The sequence below is a fragment of the Mycobacterium sp. genome, assembly GCF_965229265.1.
Taxonomy (GTDB): domain Bacteria; phylum Actinomycetota; class Actinomycetes; order Mycobacteriales; family Mycobacteriaceae; genus Mycobacterium.
This window is the reverse complement of record NZ_CBDDIY010000010.1, coordinates 913,600-929,110: the sequence shown is the minus strand read 5'-3', so window position 1 is coordinate 929,110 and position 15,511 is coordinate 913,600. Positions and strand designations below refer to the sequence as shown.

13 protein-coding genes and 1 pseudogene are annotated in these 15,511 nt (G+C 67.9%); 8 read left to right on the top strand and 6 right to left on the bottom strand.

The genetic code is table 11. The features are described from left to right. The first annotated feature begins 23 nt into the window (after window positions 1–23). Window positions 24–998, top strand: coding sequence for a carbohydrate kinase family protein (locus ADBZ9K_RS06455; protein ID WP_526619246.1), 975 nt, complete (start codon window positions 24–26; stop codon window positions 996–998). A gap of 10 nt (window positions 999–1,008) precedes the next feature. Here the strand turns inward: ADBZ9K_RS06455 and asnB are convergent, their stop codons facing one another. Beyond that, window positions 1,009–2,940: an asparagine synthase (glutamine-hydrolyzing) gene (asnB, locus tag ADBZ9K_RS06450; RefSeq protein ID WP_526619245.1), complete on the bottom strand. Its 1,932-nt coding sequence runs from the start codon at window positions 2,938–2,940 to the stop codon at window positions 1,009–1,011. 243 nt (window positions 2,941–3,183) lie between these two features. On the opposite strand from asnB, the gene ctaC reads away from it, so the two are divergent. From ctaC to ADBZ9K_RS06430, 4 genes are all read left to right on the top strand, one after another. After that, on the top strand, window positions 3,184–4,218 hold the full coding sequence (ctaC, locus tag ADBZ9K_RS06445; protein WP_526619244.1) for an aa3-type cytochrome oxidase subunit II: 1,035 nt from the start codon (window positions 3,184–3,186) through the stop codon (window positions 4,216–4,218). Between the two features lie 10 nt (window positions 4,219–4,228). After that, window positions 4,229–4,648, top strand: a complete 420-nt coding sequence (gene ctaF / locus ADBZ9K_RS06440) for an aa3-type cytochrome oxidase subunit IV (RefSeq protein ID WP_526619243.1) — start codon at window positions 4,229–4,231, stop codon at window positions 4,646–4,648. Window positions 4,649–4,823: 175 nt separating this feature from the next. After that, window positions 4,824–5,672 (top strand): MmpS family transport accessory protein, encoded by an 849-nt coding sequence (locus ADBZ9K_RS06435; protein WP_526619242.1) that lies wholly within the window; start codon window positions 4,824–4,826, stop codon window positions 5,670–5,672. Continuing rightward, the gene (locus ADBZ9K_RS06430) at window positions 5,672–6,388 is read left to right on the top strand and encodes a DUF2561 family protein (RefSeq protein ID WP_526619241.1); all 717 of its coding nucleotides are present in this window, start codon (window positions 5,672–5,674) and stop codon (window positions 6,386–6,388) included. Before ADBZ9K_RS06435 ends, ADBZ9K_RS06430 begins: the two co-directional genes overlap by 1 nt. Window positions 6,389–6,642: 254 nt before the next feature. On the opposite strand, the gene qcrB is transcribed toward ADBZ9K_RS06430, so the two are convergent. Genes qcrB through ctaE form a run of 4 tightly spaced genes read right to left on the bottom strand, consistent with a single transcriptional unit; the run spans window position 6,643 to window position 10,893 of the window. After that, on the bottom strand, window positions 6,643–8,274 hold the full coding sequence (gene qcrB, locus ADBZ9K_RS06425; RefSeq protein ID WP_526619240.1) for a cytochrome bc1 complex cytochrome b subunit: 1,632 nt from the start codon (window positions 8,272–8,274) through the stop codon (window positions 6,643–6,645). Continuing rightward, complete coding sequence (gene qcrA, locus ADBZ9K_RS06420; RefSeq protein ID WP_526619239.1) at window positions 8,271–9,434, bottom strand: cytochrome bc1 complex Rieske iron-sulfur subunit; 1,164 nt, start codon at window positions 9,432–9,434, stop codon at window positions 8,271–8,273. The genes qcrB and qcrA overlap by 4 nt, the downstream gene beginning before the upstream one ends. Beyond that, window positions 9,431–10,270 carry a cytochrome bc1 complex diheme cytochrome c subunit gene (qcrC, locus tag ADBZ9K_RS06415; protein ID WP_526619237.1) on the bottom strand — a complete coding sequence of 280 codons (840 nt, stop codon included), beginning with the start codon at window positions 10,268–10,270 and terminating at the stop codon, window positions 9,431–9,433. The genes qcrA and qcrC overlap by 4 nt, the downstream gene beginning before the upstream one ends. A gap of 11 nt (window positions 10,271–10,281) precedes the next feature. Next, entirely contained in the window at window positions 10,282–10,893 is a 612-nt protein-coding gene (gene ctaE, locus ADBZ9K_RS06410) for an aa3-type cytochrome oxidase subunit III (protein WP_526619235.1), read from the bottom strand. A gap of 112 nt (window positions 10,894–11,005) precedes the next feature. Here ctaE and trpD point away from each other — a divergent pair, with 112 nt between their 5' ends. After that, entirely contained in the window at window positions 11,006–12,088 is a 1,083-nt protein-coding gene (trpD, locus tag ADBZ9K_RS06405; RefSeq protein WP_526619233.1) for an anthranilate phosphoribosyltransferase, read from the top strand. On the opposite strand, the pseudogene ADBZ9K_RS06400 reads toward trpD, so the two are convergent. Continuing rightward, window positions 12,026–13,843: pseudogene (locus tag ADBZ9K_RS06400) on the bottom strand (DEDD exonuclease domain-containing protein); the annotation flags it as partial. The gene trpD and the pseudogene ADBZ9K_RS06400 overlap by 63 nt on opposite strands. A 106-nt stretch (window positions 13,844–13,949) precedes the next feature. Between ADBZ9K_RS06400 and ADBZ9K_RS06395 the strand changes: the two are divergent. Then, window positions 13,950–14,171: a hypothetical protein gene (locus tag ADBZ9K_RS06395; RefSeq protein ID WP_526619231.1), complete on the top strand. Its 222-nt coding sequence runs from the start codon at window positions 13,950–13,952 to the stop codon at window positions 14,169–14,171. A 167-nt stretch (window positions 14,172–14,338) separates the two neighbouring features. Continuing rightward, complete coding sequence (gene ripC, locus ADBZ9K_RS06390; RefSeq protein WP_526619229.1) at window positions 14,339–15,487, top strand: peptidoglycan hydrolase RipC; 1,149 nt, start codon at window positions 14,339–14,341, stop codon at window positions 15,485–15,487. The last annotated feature ends 24 nt before the right edge of the window (window positions 15,488–15,511 follow it).

The following is a 15,511-nucleotide window of genomic DNA, read 5'->3' as shown; positions in this document are numbered from 1 at the left end:
TAGTGAATGAAGGGTGGACGCTCGTGACCATCGCGGTGACCGGATCCATTGCCACCGACCACTTGATGCGCTTTCCCGGGCGGTTCTCCGAGCAGCTCCTGGCCGAGCATCTGCAGAAGGTGTCGCTGAGTTTCCTGGTCGACGACCTCGTGGTGCACCGCGGCGGTGTCGCCGGAAACATGGCCTACGCGATCGGTGTCCTGGGCGGCAGCGCGGCCCTCGTCGGCGCGGCCGGGGTGGACTTCGCCGACTACCGGCAATGGCTGGAAGCCGCCGGGGTCGACTGCCGCGGCGTCCTGATCTCCGATACCGCGCACACCGCGCGGTTCGTCTGCACCACCGACGTGGACATGGCCCAGATCGCCTCGTTCTATCCAGGTGCGATGTCGGAGGCGCGAAATATCAAGCTAGCCAACGTCGTTGATGCGATCGGCACACCCGAGTTGGTGATCGTGGGGGCCAACGACCCCGACACGATGTTCCTGCACACCGATGAGTGCCGCAAGCTCGGCCTGGCCTTCGCCGCCGACCCCTCCCAGCAGCTGGCCCGGCTGTCCGGCGAGCAGATCAGAGCGCTCATCGATGGTGCGACCTACCTGTTTACCAATGACTACGAGTGGGACCTGCTGCTGTCCAAGACCGGTTGGACCGACAGCGACGTGCTGGCCCAGGTTGGCCTGCGCGTCACCACGCTCGGCGCCAAAGGTGTTGACCTGGTCCACACCGACGGCACCACCGTGCATGTCGACGTCGTCCCGGAGATCGCCCAGGTCGACCCGACCGGCGTCGGCGACGCGTTCCGCGCGGGGTTCCTGACCGGACGCAGTGCCGGGCTGAGCCTCGAGCGCTCGGCTCAGTTGGGCTCGCTGGTGGCGGTGCTGGTACTGGAGACCACCGGCACCCAGAACTGGACGTGGGACCTGGCGGTGGCCAAGACCCGGCTCGCCGGCGCCTACGGCGCCGCGGCGGCCGAGGAGATCGCCGCCGCGCTCGGCTGAGCGCCCTCGGCTAGAGCTGCACCGGGTAGTGCGGCTCGCTGATCGCCGGCGTCACGCTGTGCTCGACGAAGATCGCATGCCACAGCATGAAGATCAGCACCGTCCACAGCCGTCGGCTGTGGTCGCTGTCCCCGGCCCGGTGCTCGTCGAGCATCCGGCGCACCCCGGCGATATCGACCAGCTCGCCGGCCTGCGAGGCACCGATCGTCGCGTACGCCCAGTCCATCAGCTCACCCGAGCGCAGCCAGTGCCGGATCGGCACCGGGAAGCCCAGCTTGGCTCGGTGCAGAACGTGCGCCGGAACGATCGGCTCGAGGGCCCGGCGCAACGCGTACTTGGTGGTGGTTCGGGTGATCTTCTGGTCGAACGGCAGCCGGGAGGCCACCGCGAACACCTCGGGATCCAGGAACGGCACCCGCAGCTCCAGTGAGTTGGCCATCGTCATCTTGTCGGCCTTGACCAGGATGTCGCCGCGCAGCCAGGTGAACAGGTCCACGTGCTGCATGCGCGCCACCGGGTCCCAGCCGGTGGACTGCGCATAGATCGGTGCGGTGACATCGGTGTGCGTCCAGGCCGGGTTGAACTCGGTCAGCACCGCGCGCAGCTGCTCGTCGGAGAAGCTGCGTGCGTTGCCGTAGTAGCGCTCCTCGAGCGACAGCGAGCCCCGGTGCAGCAGGCTCTTGCCGCGCATGCCCTCCGGCAGCGGACGGGACGCCCGGCCCAGTGACTTGCGCACCGGTCGGGGAAGGTAGTCAAACGGCTTGAGCGACAACGGCTCCCGGTAGATCGTGTAGCCGCCGAAGAGCTCGTCGGCACCTTCGCCGGACAGCACCACCTTGACGTGCTTGCGGGCCTCGCGGGCGATGAAGAACAACGGCACCAGGGCGGGGTCGGCTACCGGCTCGTCGAGGTACCAGACGATCTCGGGCAGCGCGGCCACGAATTCGGCCTGGGTGACCACCTTGGTGACGTGCCGGGCACCGATCGCCTCGGCCGACGCCACCGCGACATCCACCTCGGAGAAGCCTTCGCGCTCGAAACCGGTGGTGAAGGTGATCAGCCGGGGGTTGTGCCGGATCGCCAGCGCGGCGATCGCGGTGGAATCGATCCCGCCGGACAGGAACGCCCCGACGGTGACGTCGGCGCGCATGTGCTTGGCCACCGAGTCCTCCAGGACCGCGGTGATCTCGTCGTACCGGGCCTGCTCACTGCCCGCGGCGAACGGGCGGGCGGTGAACCGGGGCACGAAGTACCGGCTCACCGTGGGCGCCTGGCCCGGCCGGATCACCGCATAACACCCCGACTCGAGCCGGCGGATGCCGCGGTGCAGTGTCTCGGGTTCCGGGACGTACTGCAGCACCGTGTAGTGCTGGACGGCCCGCTCGTCGATCCCGGTGTCCAGGCCGAGTTCGGCGGCCAGGCCAAGCAGGCATTTCTTCTCGCTGCCGACGGCGGTGCCGGCCGAGCCGGTCGCCATGAACAGCGGTTTGATGCCGAACGGGTCGCGGGCGCAGAACAGTTCTTCGTTGGTGGTGTCCCACAACGCGAAGGCGAACATGCCGCGCAGCCGGGTCAGCGACTCAATGCCCCAGTAGTGGTAGGCGGCCACGATCGCCTCGCCGTCACCGTCGGTGGCGAAGACCGCACCATGCTCGGAGCGCAACGCCTCGCGCAGTTCTAGGTAGTTGTAGATCTCGCCGTTGAACACCAGCACATAGCGGTCCGGTTCGTCGGGCGGTCCCCAGCGCAGCGGCTGATGGGAGTGCGCGATATCGATGATCGACAGCCGGTTGAACCCCAGGACGACGTTCTCGTCCGACCAGGTACCGGGTTCGTCCGGACCCCGGTGGCGCATCAGGTGCGACGCGCCGGACACCGCCTCGACCAGCTCGGAACTGACACCGGTTGCCGGGTCGGTAACCAGGGCCAGCAGTCCGCACACCGGCCCTAGTATGCCGTAACCGGCGGGGGGCGCCGACAGCGCGCCACACCCCGATTTCGGCTCCCGCTCGCCACCCCGGATCGTTGCGACATCGTCGACTCGACACCTGAATTGGAGGTGTGTCGGGCCTGGGGAACCCCCGTGGTCTACGCTGCGTAGTATTCGATTCGCGAAAAGTTCCCGCGATGAGAAAATTGCGGTTCATTAGGGCCATGAGCTGGACCTGAAACAGGAGGCGCCAAAGTGAAGACCCGCGGTTCCCGCTTCCGGGTGCTGGCGCTAGCCGTCACCTTCGGTGCGCTGGCGCTGACCCTGAGCGGGTGCAGCTGGCAGGAAGTGCTGGGCCTGGGCTGGCCCAAAGGCATCACCCCTGAAGCGCATGCCAATCGTGACCTGTGGGTCGGCTCCGTCATCGCCGCGCTGGTCGTCGGCGTCATCGTCTGGGGCCTGACCTTCTGGACCATGGCCTTCCACCGCAAGAAGAAGGGCGACGACGAGTTGCCCCGCCAGTTCGGCTACAACATGCCGCTGGAACTTGTGCTGACGGTCATCCCATTCCTGATCATCTCGGTGCTCTTCTACTTCACCGTCGTCGTGCAGGAGAAGATGACCCACCGGGACCCCAATCCCGAGGTCGTCATCGACGTCACGGCTTTCCAGTGGAACTGGAAGTTCGGCTACCAGAAGGTCGACTTCGCCGACGGCACGATGAACTACGACGGTGCCGACCCGGCCCGCAAGGCCGCGATGGTGTCCAAGCCCGAAGGCGTCGACGCCCACGGCGAGGAGCGCGTGGGCCCGGTGCGCGGCCTGAACTCCGAGGACCGTACCTACCTCAACTTCGACAAGGTCGAGACGCTGGGCACCAGCGACGAGATCCCGGTGCTGGTGCTGCCGGTCGGCAAGCGGATCGAGTTCCAGGTCGCCTCCGCCGACGTCATCCACTCGTTCTGGGTGCCGGAGTTCCTGTTCAAGCGTGACGTCTTCCCGAATCCGGAAGCCAACCACTCGGAGAACAAGTTCCAGGTCGCCGAGATCGAGGAGACCGGCGCGTTCGTCGGACGGTGCGCCGAGATGTGCGGCACCTACCACTCGATGATGAACTTCGAGGTCCGGGTGGTGTCCGCCAACGACTTCAAGGCTTACCTGCAGCAGCGCATTGCCGGTAAGACCAATGCCGAGGCGCTGCAGGCGATCAACCAGTCGCCGGTTGCGACCAGCACCCGCCCGTTCGACACCCGTCGGGGCGAGCAAGTGATCCCGCAGGCGAGCAAGTAGGGGACCGCAGATGCATATCGAAGCCAGGCTGTTCGAAATCCTGACGGCGTTCTTCGTCCTCGCCGCAGTCGTCTACGGCGTGTTGACCGCGATCTTCGGCAACGGCGGTATCGAGTGGGCCGGCACCACGGCGCTGGTGCTCACCGCCGGGCTGTCGCTGATCATCGGGACGTTCTTCCGCTTCGTGGCCCGTCGCCTCGACACTCGTCCCGAGGACTACGAGGACGCTGAAATCAGCGACGGCGCAGGTGAGTTGGGCTTCTACGCGCCGCACAGCTGGTGGCCGATCATGATCGCGCTGTCCTTCTCGACGGCCGCCGTCGGTGCCGCGTTGTGGCTGCCCTGGCTGATCGCCGCCGGCGTGGTGTTCGTCCTGGCCGCCGTCTCGGGCCTGGTGTTCGAGTACTACGTCGGCCCCGAGAAGCACTGATCCGCTCGGCGAAGGTCACAATCCAGGCGTCAGTTGGCGCCCAACGGTGTGCTGTGCGAACCTCGCCCGCCCGGTTGGGTAGGGTCTTGCCAGGGCAACGGGAGCCGTCGGCACGCTGTGTGCCAGTCCTTGGCCCGCGTGCCGCGGTGATGTAGTCGAAAGAGGACAGGCGAGCATGAGCGGGCCGAATCCGCCAGATGAGGAGTCGGGCGGTCAGCACTCGGATCAGCCGAGCGAGGAATACCGGGACGAGAGCAATACCGGCACGGGCTTTCATGCCTATTCAGCGCCGGAGTCCGAGCAGTACACCGCCGGGCCCTATGTTGCGCCCGACCCGGCGCTGTACGACTACGACAGTTACGAGCCGGGCACCGAACTGATCGACGACGTCAGCCCACCGAAGTGGCCGTGGGTTGTCGGAGTCACCGCGATCGTCGCCGCGATCGCGCTGGTGGTGTCGGTGTCACTGCTGGTGACCAGCACCGACACCAACAACCTGGCCATCCCGTCGACGACCACCACGGTCAAGCTGCCCCCGGTCCAGGACGAGATCACCACCACCGAGCCCCCGCCACCCCCGCCGCCGCCTCCGACGACCGAGGAGCCGCCGCCCCCGCCCCCCACCGAGACCGTGACGGTGACGACCGAACCGCCACCGCCCCCACCCCCGCCAGCTACGACGGAGGCCCCACCGCCCGTGACGACCACAACCGCACCGCCTCCGACGACCACCACAACGACGACGCCCGCCGGGCCGCGTCAGGTCACCTACTCCGTCACCGGCACCAAAGCGCCCGGTGACATCATCTCGGTGACCTACGTCGACGCCTCGGGGCGTCAGCGCACTCAGCGCAACGTCTACATCCCGTGGTCGCTGACGGTGACACCGATCTCGCAGTCCGACGTGGGCTCGGTGCAGGCGTCCAGCCTGTTCCTGGTCAGCAAGCTGAATTGCTCGATCACGACCAGCGACGGAGTTGTACTGTCGTCGAACCAGAACAACGCCGCACAGACAAGCTGCTGATGGAACGCGAAACTGAACTGCCGTTCTCCGGGGCGACCGACGAGGACAACCGGTCGCCGGAGACGGTCGACCGGCTCCTGGTTGGGGTCTGCGGGGCCATCTGGCTGGTGCTGCTTGCCGTCAGCGTGATTGCGATCGTCGCCTTGGTTGACATGAGCCGGGGGCATACCGTCGGTCCGGACGGCGGCAAGACGCCCTGGCTGCTGTACAGCATCATCGTCGTATCGGCGCTGATCATCGTCGGCGCGATCCCGCTGTTGATCCGGGCCAGGCGCACCGCGCTGGCCGACTCCCGGGCCGGTGCCGCACCCGCCAAGGCGCCCGTGGACCCGGTACCGCGCCCCGCTGCAGCCCCGGTGCGCCCCACCGAGGCGCCCACCGAGAAGCTGAAGGTGTTCGGGTCCACGGTAGATCCCTACGAGCGCTACCAGCCCGACTTCGCGCAGTCGTCGGCCTCCCGCCGCGCCGATCCGCTGATTCCGGCTACCCAGCTGGACCGGCTGTGGCTGCGCTGCACGGTGATGCTGACCGGTGCGATCGGTCTTGCGCTGGTCGGGGTTTCGACGGCGACCTACCTGCTCGCTGTGGACAACGAGACCGCGGCCTGGGTGGCGCTCGGCCTGGCCGCCGTCATCACTGTTGCGATGCCGGCAATCCCGGTGACCTACCTGCGCCAGTTGCATGGCGCGGTGGAGGAGTCTGTGCCGGCGGCGTGACGCCTGTTTGCCTGCGTGCCCTGTCGGCCTGAGCACGTCCCGAGTCTGTCCACCCCGGCGGTGTGGGTGCAGTAGGGGAGTGGGGCACGTCCCGAGTCTGTGCACACGGCATCGATTCTGTGCCCAGCGCGTGATTTCAGGCGGTTACCGCGATCTGGGCGCAGGCTCGATTGGCCGCACACAAAGCACACAAAGCACACAAAGCACACAAAGAAGCCCCGGGTCCGTAGACCCGGGGCTTCTTTGGTGAACTTCTAGTGCTGGCCGTTGCCGTTGGACTGGTCGTCCTGGCGCTCACGCAGGGCGGTCAGCGCCTTGAGTTCGTGAGCGTGTGCGGCTTCGTTGAGCGCGGCATCCTCGGAAGCCGGATCGGCGGTCAGGAAACTGCCGTGGCCGGGGCGGCCGCCCGAGCCCAGCTTGTTCATCCGCTTGGGCACCGCAGCGCCCTGGTACTCCAGCGGAATCGGATGGCCGTGATCATCGACCGGGCCCAGCGGCTGGTGCAGCTCGACATAGGCGCCGTGCGGCAGTCGCTTGATGATGCCGGTCTCGATCCCGTGCTCAAGCACCGCGCGGTCGCTGCGCTGCAGGCTGACCGCCCACCGGTAGGCGATGAAGAACACCAGCGGCGGCAGCACCAGCGAGCCGATCCGGCCGATCCACGTCGTCGCATTGAGCGAGATGTGGAACTTCAGTGCGATGATGTCGTTCATCGCGGCCAGGGTCCAGACCATGTAGAGGGCGATCGCCATGGCGCCGACGGCGGTGCGTGTCGGTGCGTCACGCGGACGCTGCAGCAGGTTGTGATGAGCGTCGTCTCCGGTGAACTTCTTCTCCAGGAACGGGTAGGCGATCAGCAGGAAGAAGACCAAACCCATCACCAGGGCGACCCAGAACGCCGCGGGCACGGTGTGGTGCCAGAAGTACAGCTCCCACGGCGGGAAGATGCGGGCCAGGCCCTCGGTCCACATCATGTAGAAGTCCGGCTGGCTGCCCGCCGACACCTGCGAGGGCTTGTACGGGCCGAGCTGCCAGATCGGGTTGATCTGCAGGACACCGCCCATAATGCCCAGGATGCCCAGGACCATCGCGAAGAACGCACCGGACTTCACCGCGAACACCGGCATGACGCGCACGCCGACCACGTTCTTCTCGGTGCGGCCGGGGCCGGGGAACTGGGTGTGCTTCTGGAACCACACCATCGCCAGGTGAATCCCGATCAGCGCCAGAATGATTCCCGGGATCAGCAGGATGTGCAGGGCGTACATGCGCGGGATGATGATCTCGCCGGGGAAGTCGCCGCCGAACAGCGCCCAGTGCATCCAGGTGCCGATCACCGGGATGCTCAGGGTGATCGACGACAGCGCGGCGCGCAGGCCGATGCCCGAGAGCAGGTCGTCGGGCAGCGAGTAGCCGAAGTAGCCCTCAAACATGGCCAGGATCAGCAGCAGCGAGCCGATGATCCAGTTGGCCTCGCGCGGGCGGCGGAAGGCGCCGGTGAAGAAGATGCGTGCCAGGTGCACCATGATCGCCGCGGCGAACATCAGGGCGGCCCAGTGGTGGATCTGGCGGACGAACAGGCCGCCTCGCACCTCGAAGCTGATGTCCAGCGCCGACTCGTAGGCCCGCGACATCTGGACGCCCCGCAGCGGCTGGTAGACGCCGTTGTAGGTGACCTCGGCCATCGACGGGTCGAAGAACAGGGTCAGGTAGACACCGGTGATCAGCAGGACCACGAAGGCATACATCGCGATCTCACCCAGCAGGAACGACCAGTGCGTGGGGAAGACCTTGTTCAGCTGACGCCGAACCGCGGCCGACGGGTGGTAGCGGGAGTCGATGGCGTCGCCCTGAGCAGCCAGGGCATCAGCGAGTTTCGGACTCATGATGTGCGCTCCCAGAATGCCGGTCCCACGGGCTCGATGAAGTCACCGTTGGCGACCAGATACCCGTCGGAGTCGATGGTGATGGGCAGCTGCGCCAACGCGCGCGCAGCCGGACCGAATATCGGCCGTGCGAAATGCAGTGCGTCGAACTGCGATTGGTGGCACGGGCACAGGATGCGGTAGGTCTGCTGCTCGTACAACGAAGCGGGGCAGCCCAGGTGCGAGCAGACCTTGGTGTAGGCGAACAGGTCACCGAAGTTGAAGCTCTCCTGGCCCTGACGCTTGACCACCCGCGGCATGTCCACCGGCTTGATGCGGATCAGCATCACCGGATTGCGCACGCCCAGCGCGATCTCGCCGAGCTTCTCGTGCGACTCCACCGTGGTGCCATCACCGTCGGATTCCCGCCAGGGGAACACGGTCTCCATGCCGCCGGCGTCGATGTCCTCCGGACGCATCTTGACGAACGGGGACTCGCCCGGCAGGCCGGTCGCGCGGGCCAGGTAGATGGTCTCGCCGGCGAAGCGTGGCGTCCACCCGGAGGTCCACAGCACCGCCTTCTTGCCCTCGGCGGTCGGCACGACGGGCTTCCACGGATTCTTGATCAGCCCACCGATGAAGGCCACCAGTGTGCCGGCCCCGAACGCACCGAGCCCGATGCCCAGCGACAGCCCGATCAGCTTGCGCCGCTTGACCGTCGAGCCCTCGAGCGCATCGGTGAGGTTGGCCACCACCGTCTTGCGGTCGAGTTCGGAGGACTGTCCGTCGTGGCGATCCTGAACCGAGATCTCCTCGGGAATGAACCGCTTCTGGTAGAGCACCGCGCCGATGCCGATCGCCAGGATCGACAGGCCGAAGGTCAGGCCGTAGAGCGGGGTGGCCAGGTTGTAGAGGAAGTTGCCCTTGGCGCCGTCCGGCTTGTACTCCCACGGCCAGAACAGGAACACCACCAGCAGAGCGAGCCCGCTGATACCGCCCAGGAGCAGCCACAACGCGACTCCGCGCTCGGCGCGCTTCTCGGCGCGGGTGCCCTCGACCGGCCAGCGCGGCTCCTTGAGGATGGTCTCGACGCCGTCGATCCGGCCGCCGAGTTCTACCAGCTCTTCCCGCGACATCGCCGCGAGCTGCTCGTCTGTCGGCTTGTTGACGTTCTCACTCATGCCCGTGCCCCGATCCACAGCGCCGCGGCGATCGCGGCGACCATGCCGATGATCCACATCGCCATACCCTCCGGCGCCGGCCCCAAGCCGCCGAGCCCGTACCCGCCGGGATTCGGTGTCTCAGTGGCCATCCGGACGTAGGCGACGATGTCTTTCTTCTCTTCCGGCGAGAGCTGCCGGTCGGAGAACTTGGGCATGTTCTGCGGGCCGGTCAGCATCGCGGTGTAAATCTGCGCGGGTGTGGCCGGCTCCAGCTCGGGGGCGTACTTGCCCGACGACAGTGCCCCGCCCTTGCCGGTGAAGTTGTGGCAGGAGGCGCAGTTCAGCCGGAACAGGTCGCCACCGCGGGCGACGTCGTTGCCCAGCAGTGAGTGGTCGGCAACCTGGCCGTTGGCGTCGCGCGGAACCAGCGGCCCGCCGCCGTTGGCCTGCACGTAGGCGCCGAGCGCGTCGATCTGAGCCTCATCGAAGACGGGGGCCTTGCGCGGGGCCTGTGCTTCGCCGCGCATCGCGGGCATGCGGCCGGTGGAGACCTGGAAATAGACCGCAGCCTCACCGACGCCGATCAGGCTGGGCCCGCGGCCCTGCACGCCTTGGAGATTGGCGCCGTGGCAGGTGACACAGGAGGTGTCGAACAACTGCTTACCGGTGCGCAGCAGCGCCGACTGCGATTCATCGGCGACCGCGACCTGCGGTGCGGGCGTCAGCGTGGCGGCGACACCGCCGGCCACTCCGAGACCGACCAGCAACAGCACCGCGCCGGTCAGACGGCGACGAAGCCGCCGACGCGACTTGTCACTCATCGGAGACCCGAACCGCCCCGATCTCTTGAGCATCGAACCCCTTCTCATCGGATGAAGTAGATCGTCGCGAACAGGGCGATCCACACGATGTCGACGAAGTGCCAGTAGTAGGACACGACGATGGCGGCGGTGGCCTGGGCCGGCGTGAACTTGCTCATCCGGGTGCGCAGCAACAGCAGCACGAAGGCGACGAGGCCGCCGACGACGTGCAGGCCGTGGAAGCCGGTCGCGAGGTAGAACACGCTGCCGTAGGCGCTGCCCGGGATCGTCGTGCCGTGGGTGACCAGGTGGTAGTACTCGTAGCCCTGGCCGAGGACGAAGAAGGCGCCCATTGCCAGTGTGATCGTGTACCAACGGCGCAGCCCGAAGACGTCACCTCGCTCCGCTGCGAATACACCCATCTGGCAGGTGAACGATGACGCGATCAGCACCAAGGTGACCGGGACTGCCTGATACAGGTTCAGTTCGGTCGGTGGCGGCGGCCATACCCCACCGGCCTGAGCACGGGCAGTGAAGTACATCGCGAACAGTCCAGCAAAGAACATCAGCTCACTGGAAAGCCACACGATGGTGCCAACACTGACCATATTCGGCCGGTTCAGCGAATGTACGCGCGATGTGATCGCAGTTCCCGAAGTGCCAACAGCGCTCGTCACATGAAGAAGTATGACGCTTTGTAGTTGTTGAGGTACACCCAGGGGCCGAATTAGTCATAACTGTCGTTGAACCGCCCGGTGGAGTTCCCGTCCGGCATGGGAATATCGGCACGTGACTCAGCCCGTTTCGCAGCCCGGTTCCGGCTCGTTCATTTCGTCATGGCCGCAGGTCCTGGACCGGTTGACGGCCGGAAAGGAGCTCGCGCCGGGGGAGGCCGGTTGGGCCATGGACCAGATCATGACGGGCGTCGCGACGCCGGCTCAGATCGCCGCCTTCGGCGTGTCGATGAAGATGAAGCGTCCGACGGCGGCCGAAGTGCGCGAGTTGGCCGACACGATGCTGGGTTACGCACTGCGGGTGCCGACCGAGGTGATCGGCACCGACACCGTCGACATCGTGGGCACCGGCGGTGACCGCGCCAACACCGTCAACCTGTCGACGATGGCGGCCGTCGTGGTTGCCGCGGCCGGTGTCCCGGTGGTCAAGCACGGCAACCGCGCCGCGTCGTCCAAGAGTGGTGGCGCCGACATGCTCGAGGCGCTCGGCGTGCGCATCGACCTGGGTCCCGACGAGGTGGCCCGCTGCGTGGCCGAGGTCGGCATCGGGTTCTGCTTCGCCCCGGTGTTCCACCCCTCCTACAAGTACGCCGGGGCGCCGCGCCGTGAGATCGGCGTGCCGACGGTGTTCAATCTGCTTGGCCCACTGACCAATCCGGCCAGTCCGCGAGCCGGCCTGATCGGCTGCGCATTCGGCGACCTGGCCGAGGTGATGGCCGGGGTGTTCGCCGCCCGCCGGTGCAGCGTGCTCGTGGTGCACGGTGATGACGGGCTCGACGAGCTGACCACCACGACCACCAGCACCATCTGGCGGGTGCAGGCCGGCACCATCGACAAGCTGACGTTCGACCCGCTGGGCTTCGGGTTTCCCCGGGCCCACATCGACGAGCTGGTCGGGGGGGAGGCGCAGGAGAACGCCGAGCAGGCGCGCCGGGTGCTCGCCGGCGCGCAGGGACCGGTGCGCGACGCGGTGATCCTCAACGCAGCGGGGGCGATGGTCGCCCACGCGGGGCTATCCAGCCACGCCGAATGGTTGCCGTCCTGGGAGGACGGGCTGACTCGCGCCGCCGAGGCGATCGATTCCGGGGCGGCCGAGCAGCTGCTCGCGCGTTGGGCGCGCTTCACCCAGCAACTCTGAGTCCAGCCGCTGGGTCTGCTCGGCGGCCAGCCGCGCCGAGCGTGCCGTGGCCGCCCACTGCTCCCACCGTCCCGCCGAGGCAAGGGGGGAGGCCAGACCCGTCGTCGCCGAGACGATGCGGACTCCCGGCGCGGCCAGCCAGCGGGCGATCAGCGCGGTCTCCTCGACCAGTGCGCCGCCCAGCGGGGCCGGCTGCGGCAGGACCACCTGGGCGCCGGCGCGCAGCGCCTCGACGACCGGCATCGGCGGCACCCCCTTTCGGGCGCAACCTCCCGCAGCCAGCTGGCCGTGCCGCACCACCACCAGGTGCCAGCCACTGGCACCGTCGGGCGCGGCGGCCACCAGTTCTTCGACGGCGGCCAGCGCCCGCAGCCGCTGGCCGCGCCAGAGCACGTCGATCGTGGCCGCGATGTGGTCGCGCAGCCGCGCCGCGGTCTCATAGCGGGCCCGCTCGGCCAGGTCGTTGACCTGGCCGACCGCGGCGCCGAGTGCGGAGTCGTCCAGCCCGTCGATCAGTGCGACGGCTCGCTGCGGTGCCGCGGCGTAGCCGGCCGCCGATAGTCCGCGCGGCGCTGGGCACGCGCCGATCTCGCGTTCCGGGCAGGCCGGTCCGTGCTCGGCGCCACGGCCGATGCGCGCCGTGCAGGTGCGCACGCCGGTGAACCGGGCGACGAGTTCGGCGGTGTCAGCGGCGTCGGCGCGGGACCGGAACGGACCGATCGCGCGGTCGTGCCGGGGCTGGCGCACGACCGACAACCGGGGAAACGCCTCGTCGGTCAGCACCACCCACCACCAGCGGTGCGGGAAACGGGAGCGACGGTTGTAGGGCGGGGCGTGCGCAGCCAGCAGTCGCAGCTCGCGGACACCCGCCTCGAGCGGGTGGGCGCACTCGACGTGGTCGACGGCCTGGGCCAGGCCCACCATCTCCTTCATCCGCCCGCGCGGATCGGCGCCGGTGAAGTACTGGCCCACCCGCCGCCGGAGATCGCCGGCCGTGCCGATGTAGAGCACCTCGCCGGCGGGGCCGCGGAACAGGTACACCCCCGGCCGGTGCGGCAGGTTGCGGGCCAGCACCCGCTTGCCGCGCTGGGCGTTGGAGATGTTGGGCAGGTAGCCGCGCAGGTCGGTATAGGTATGCACGCCCTGGTTACCGACCCGCTCGATCAGTGCGTGCAGCACGTCGACGGTGGCACGCGCGTCGTCGAGCGCGCGGTGGGTGGGCCGGGTCGCCGACCCGACCAGGGCGGCCAGGGTGGCCAGCCGCACGCTGGGTGCCTCTTCCCGGGTCAGGACCCGCCGCGCCAGTCGCACCGTGCACAGCACCGGCGGGCGCGGCCACCCGATCCCGCACTGTTCGGCGGCCGAGCGCAGGAAGCCGATGTCGAAGCCGGCGTTGTGGGCCACCAGGACCGCGCCGTGGGCGAACTCCAGGAACATCGGCAACACGGCCGCGATGGTCGGGGCGTCGCGCACCATCGCGGTGGTGATGCCGGTCAGCTGCACGATCTGCGGCGGGATGGCCCGCTGCGGGTCCACCAGCGTCGCGAACTCGCCCAGCACCTCACCGCCGCGGACCTTGACCGCGCCGATCTCGGTGATGGCGTCGCGAGACCCGTCGGCCGACGCGGTGGCGCGGCCGCCGGTGGTCTCCAGGTCGACGACGACGAACGTGGTGTCGCGCAGCGAGACATCGGCGGCCGGGTCGACGTCGGCGAAGCTCAGCTGCGCATCCCTCGGTGAGCCCGACACAGCCATTGACGGTAAGCAGCCACACCGACAGGACAGCGTCGCCACTCCGGGCGGCCGAACTTGTCGGAGCCTCCGGTTAGCGTGCGGCCAACTCAATGAGAGGAGACCCGTGATGGGTACGGAACCGTCCGAGCCGGTCGTCATCGACTGCGACGACTGTGCGGTGCGAGGGCCGGGGTGTCGTGACTGCGTGGTGAGCGTGCTGCTCGGCGTGCCGGAGACTTTGCTGGAGGACGAGCGAGCCGCGCTGGAAGTGCTCGCCGACGCCGGATTGGCGCCCCGATTGCGGCTGGTACCGATCCATCCGCAGCGGGGTCCGGGGCTGGCCAGTTGACGCACTGGTAGGTTGGTTGGCACGTGTGACTTCTGTGACGGGTGTGACTAGCACTCTTGTTAAATCTTCGTCTCACGTTGGACAAAGCCGATGCTGTTTCGTAACCTGTTCGAGACCTAAGGCAGCTCGATGCAGTGGCGTCGATCGCACTTAAAGGATGCGCAATCTTGAGGTTTAACCGCAGGTTCCTGACTGTTAGCGGTTTTCAACGCCCCATGGTCGGTGGGATTGCGGCGCTCACGGTCCTTTTCGCTGTTGTGTCCGGCACTGTGCACGCCGATCCGGCCGAAGACGGTGTGGCAAAGCTCAATGAGCTGTCCCGGCAGGCCGAGCAGCTCACCGAATCCATGTATTCGGCTCAGCTTGATCTTGACAAGAAGCTGCAGGTGCAGGCGGCGGCGGACCGTAAGCACACCGATGACCTGGCCGCCGCCGACGCGGCGAAGGCGCAGCTGGCTACTTATCAGGGTGCCGTCGACAAGTTTGCTGCCGCCGTGTACATGGGCGGGCGCACCGACGGTTTGAATGCCATCCTCACCGCGGAGTCCCCGCAGGGCCTCATCGACAAGATGGCCGTTCAGCGCGTCATGGCCACCGAGATGGCGGCCCAGATGCAGAGTTACCGAAAGCTCAGCCAAGAGTCGATGCAGGCCGAGGCCGAATCGGCCAAGTCCGCCGCCGACGCCAAGACAGCCGCCGAGCAGGCCGCGGCGGTCCGCGCTGACCTGCAGCGCAAGCAATCCCAGCTGCAGGTCCAGATCGCCGTCGTCAAGTCGCGCTATCAGACGCTGACTCCCGACCAGCGGACCGCGCTGGCCGCTCCCGGGCCCGTCCCGCCGCCGGAGATCCTGGCCGCACCCGCTCCGGAAGCGCTGCCGCCGCTCGAGGACGCACCCCCGCCGCCGCCGGACGCGCCGCCGGCCGCCGAGGTGGTCCCGATGGCCGCCGTCCCGGCTCCCGGCCCGTCCGGCGAACAGGCCGCCGTCGCCGTCCAGGCCGCCCTGACCCGCATCGGCGACCCGTACGTCTGGGGCGGTGCCGGTCCCAACGCGTTCGACTGCTCCGGCCTGGTGATGTGGGCCTTCCAGCAGGCCGGCATCTTCCTGCCGCACTCCAGCCAGGCGCTGGCCGCCGGCGGGCAGCCGGTGTCGATGGACCAGATGCAACCCGGCGACATCGTGAACTACTACTCGGACGCCTCGCACTCGGCGATCTACATCGGCGACGGCATGATGGTCCACGCGTCGACGTTCGGCCAGCCGGTGCGGATCGCCCCGGTGAACAACGCGCCGATCTTCAACGTCCGTCGGTACTGACGCCGGGCGCCGGCGTCCCGGGCG

Bases quoted from the DNA above. Each gene is read 5' to 3' on its own strand.
- ctaF (WP_526619243.1), top strand. From the start codon at position 4,229: ATGCATATCGAAGCCAGGCTGTTCGAAATCCTGACGGCGTTCTTCGTC.
- ADBZ9K_RS06435 (WP_526619242.1), top strand. From the start codon at position 4,824: ATGAGCGGGCCGAATCCGCCAGATGAGGAGTCGGGCGGTCAGCACTCG.
- ADBZ9K_RS06430 (WP_526619241.1), top strand. From the start codon at position 5,672: ATGGAACGCGAAACTGAACTGCCGTTCTCCGGGGCGACCGACGAGGAC.
- qcrB (WP_526619240.1), bottom strand. From the start codon at position 8,274: ATGAGTCCGAAACTCGCTGATGCCCTGGCTGCTCAGGGCGACGCCATC.
- qcrA (WP_526619239.1), bottom strand. From the start codon at position 9,434: ATGAGTGAGAACGTCAACAAGCCGACAGACGAGCAGCTCGCGGCGATG.
- qcrC (WP_526619237.1), bottom strand. From the start codon at position 10,270: ATGCTCAAGAGATCGGGGCGGTTCGGGTCTCCGATGAGTGACAAGTCG.
- ADBZ9K_RS06395 (WP_526619231.1), top strand. From the start codon at position 13,950: ATGGGTACGGAACCGTCCGAGCCGGTCGTCATCGACTGCGACGACTGT.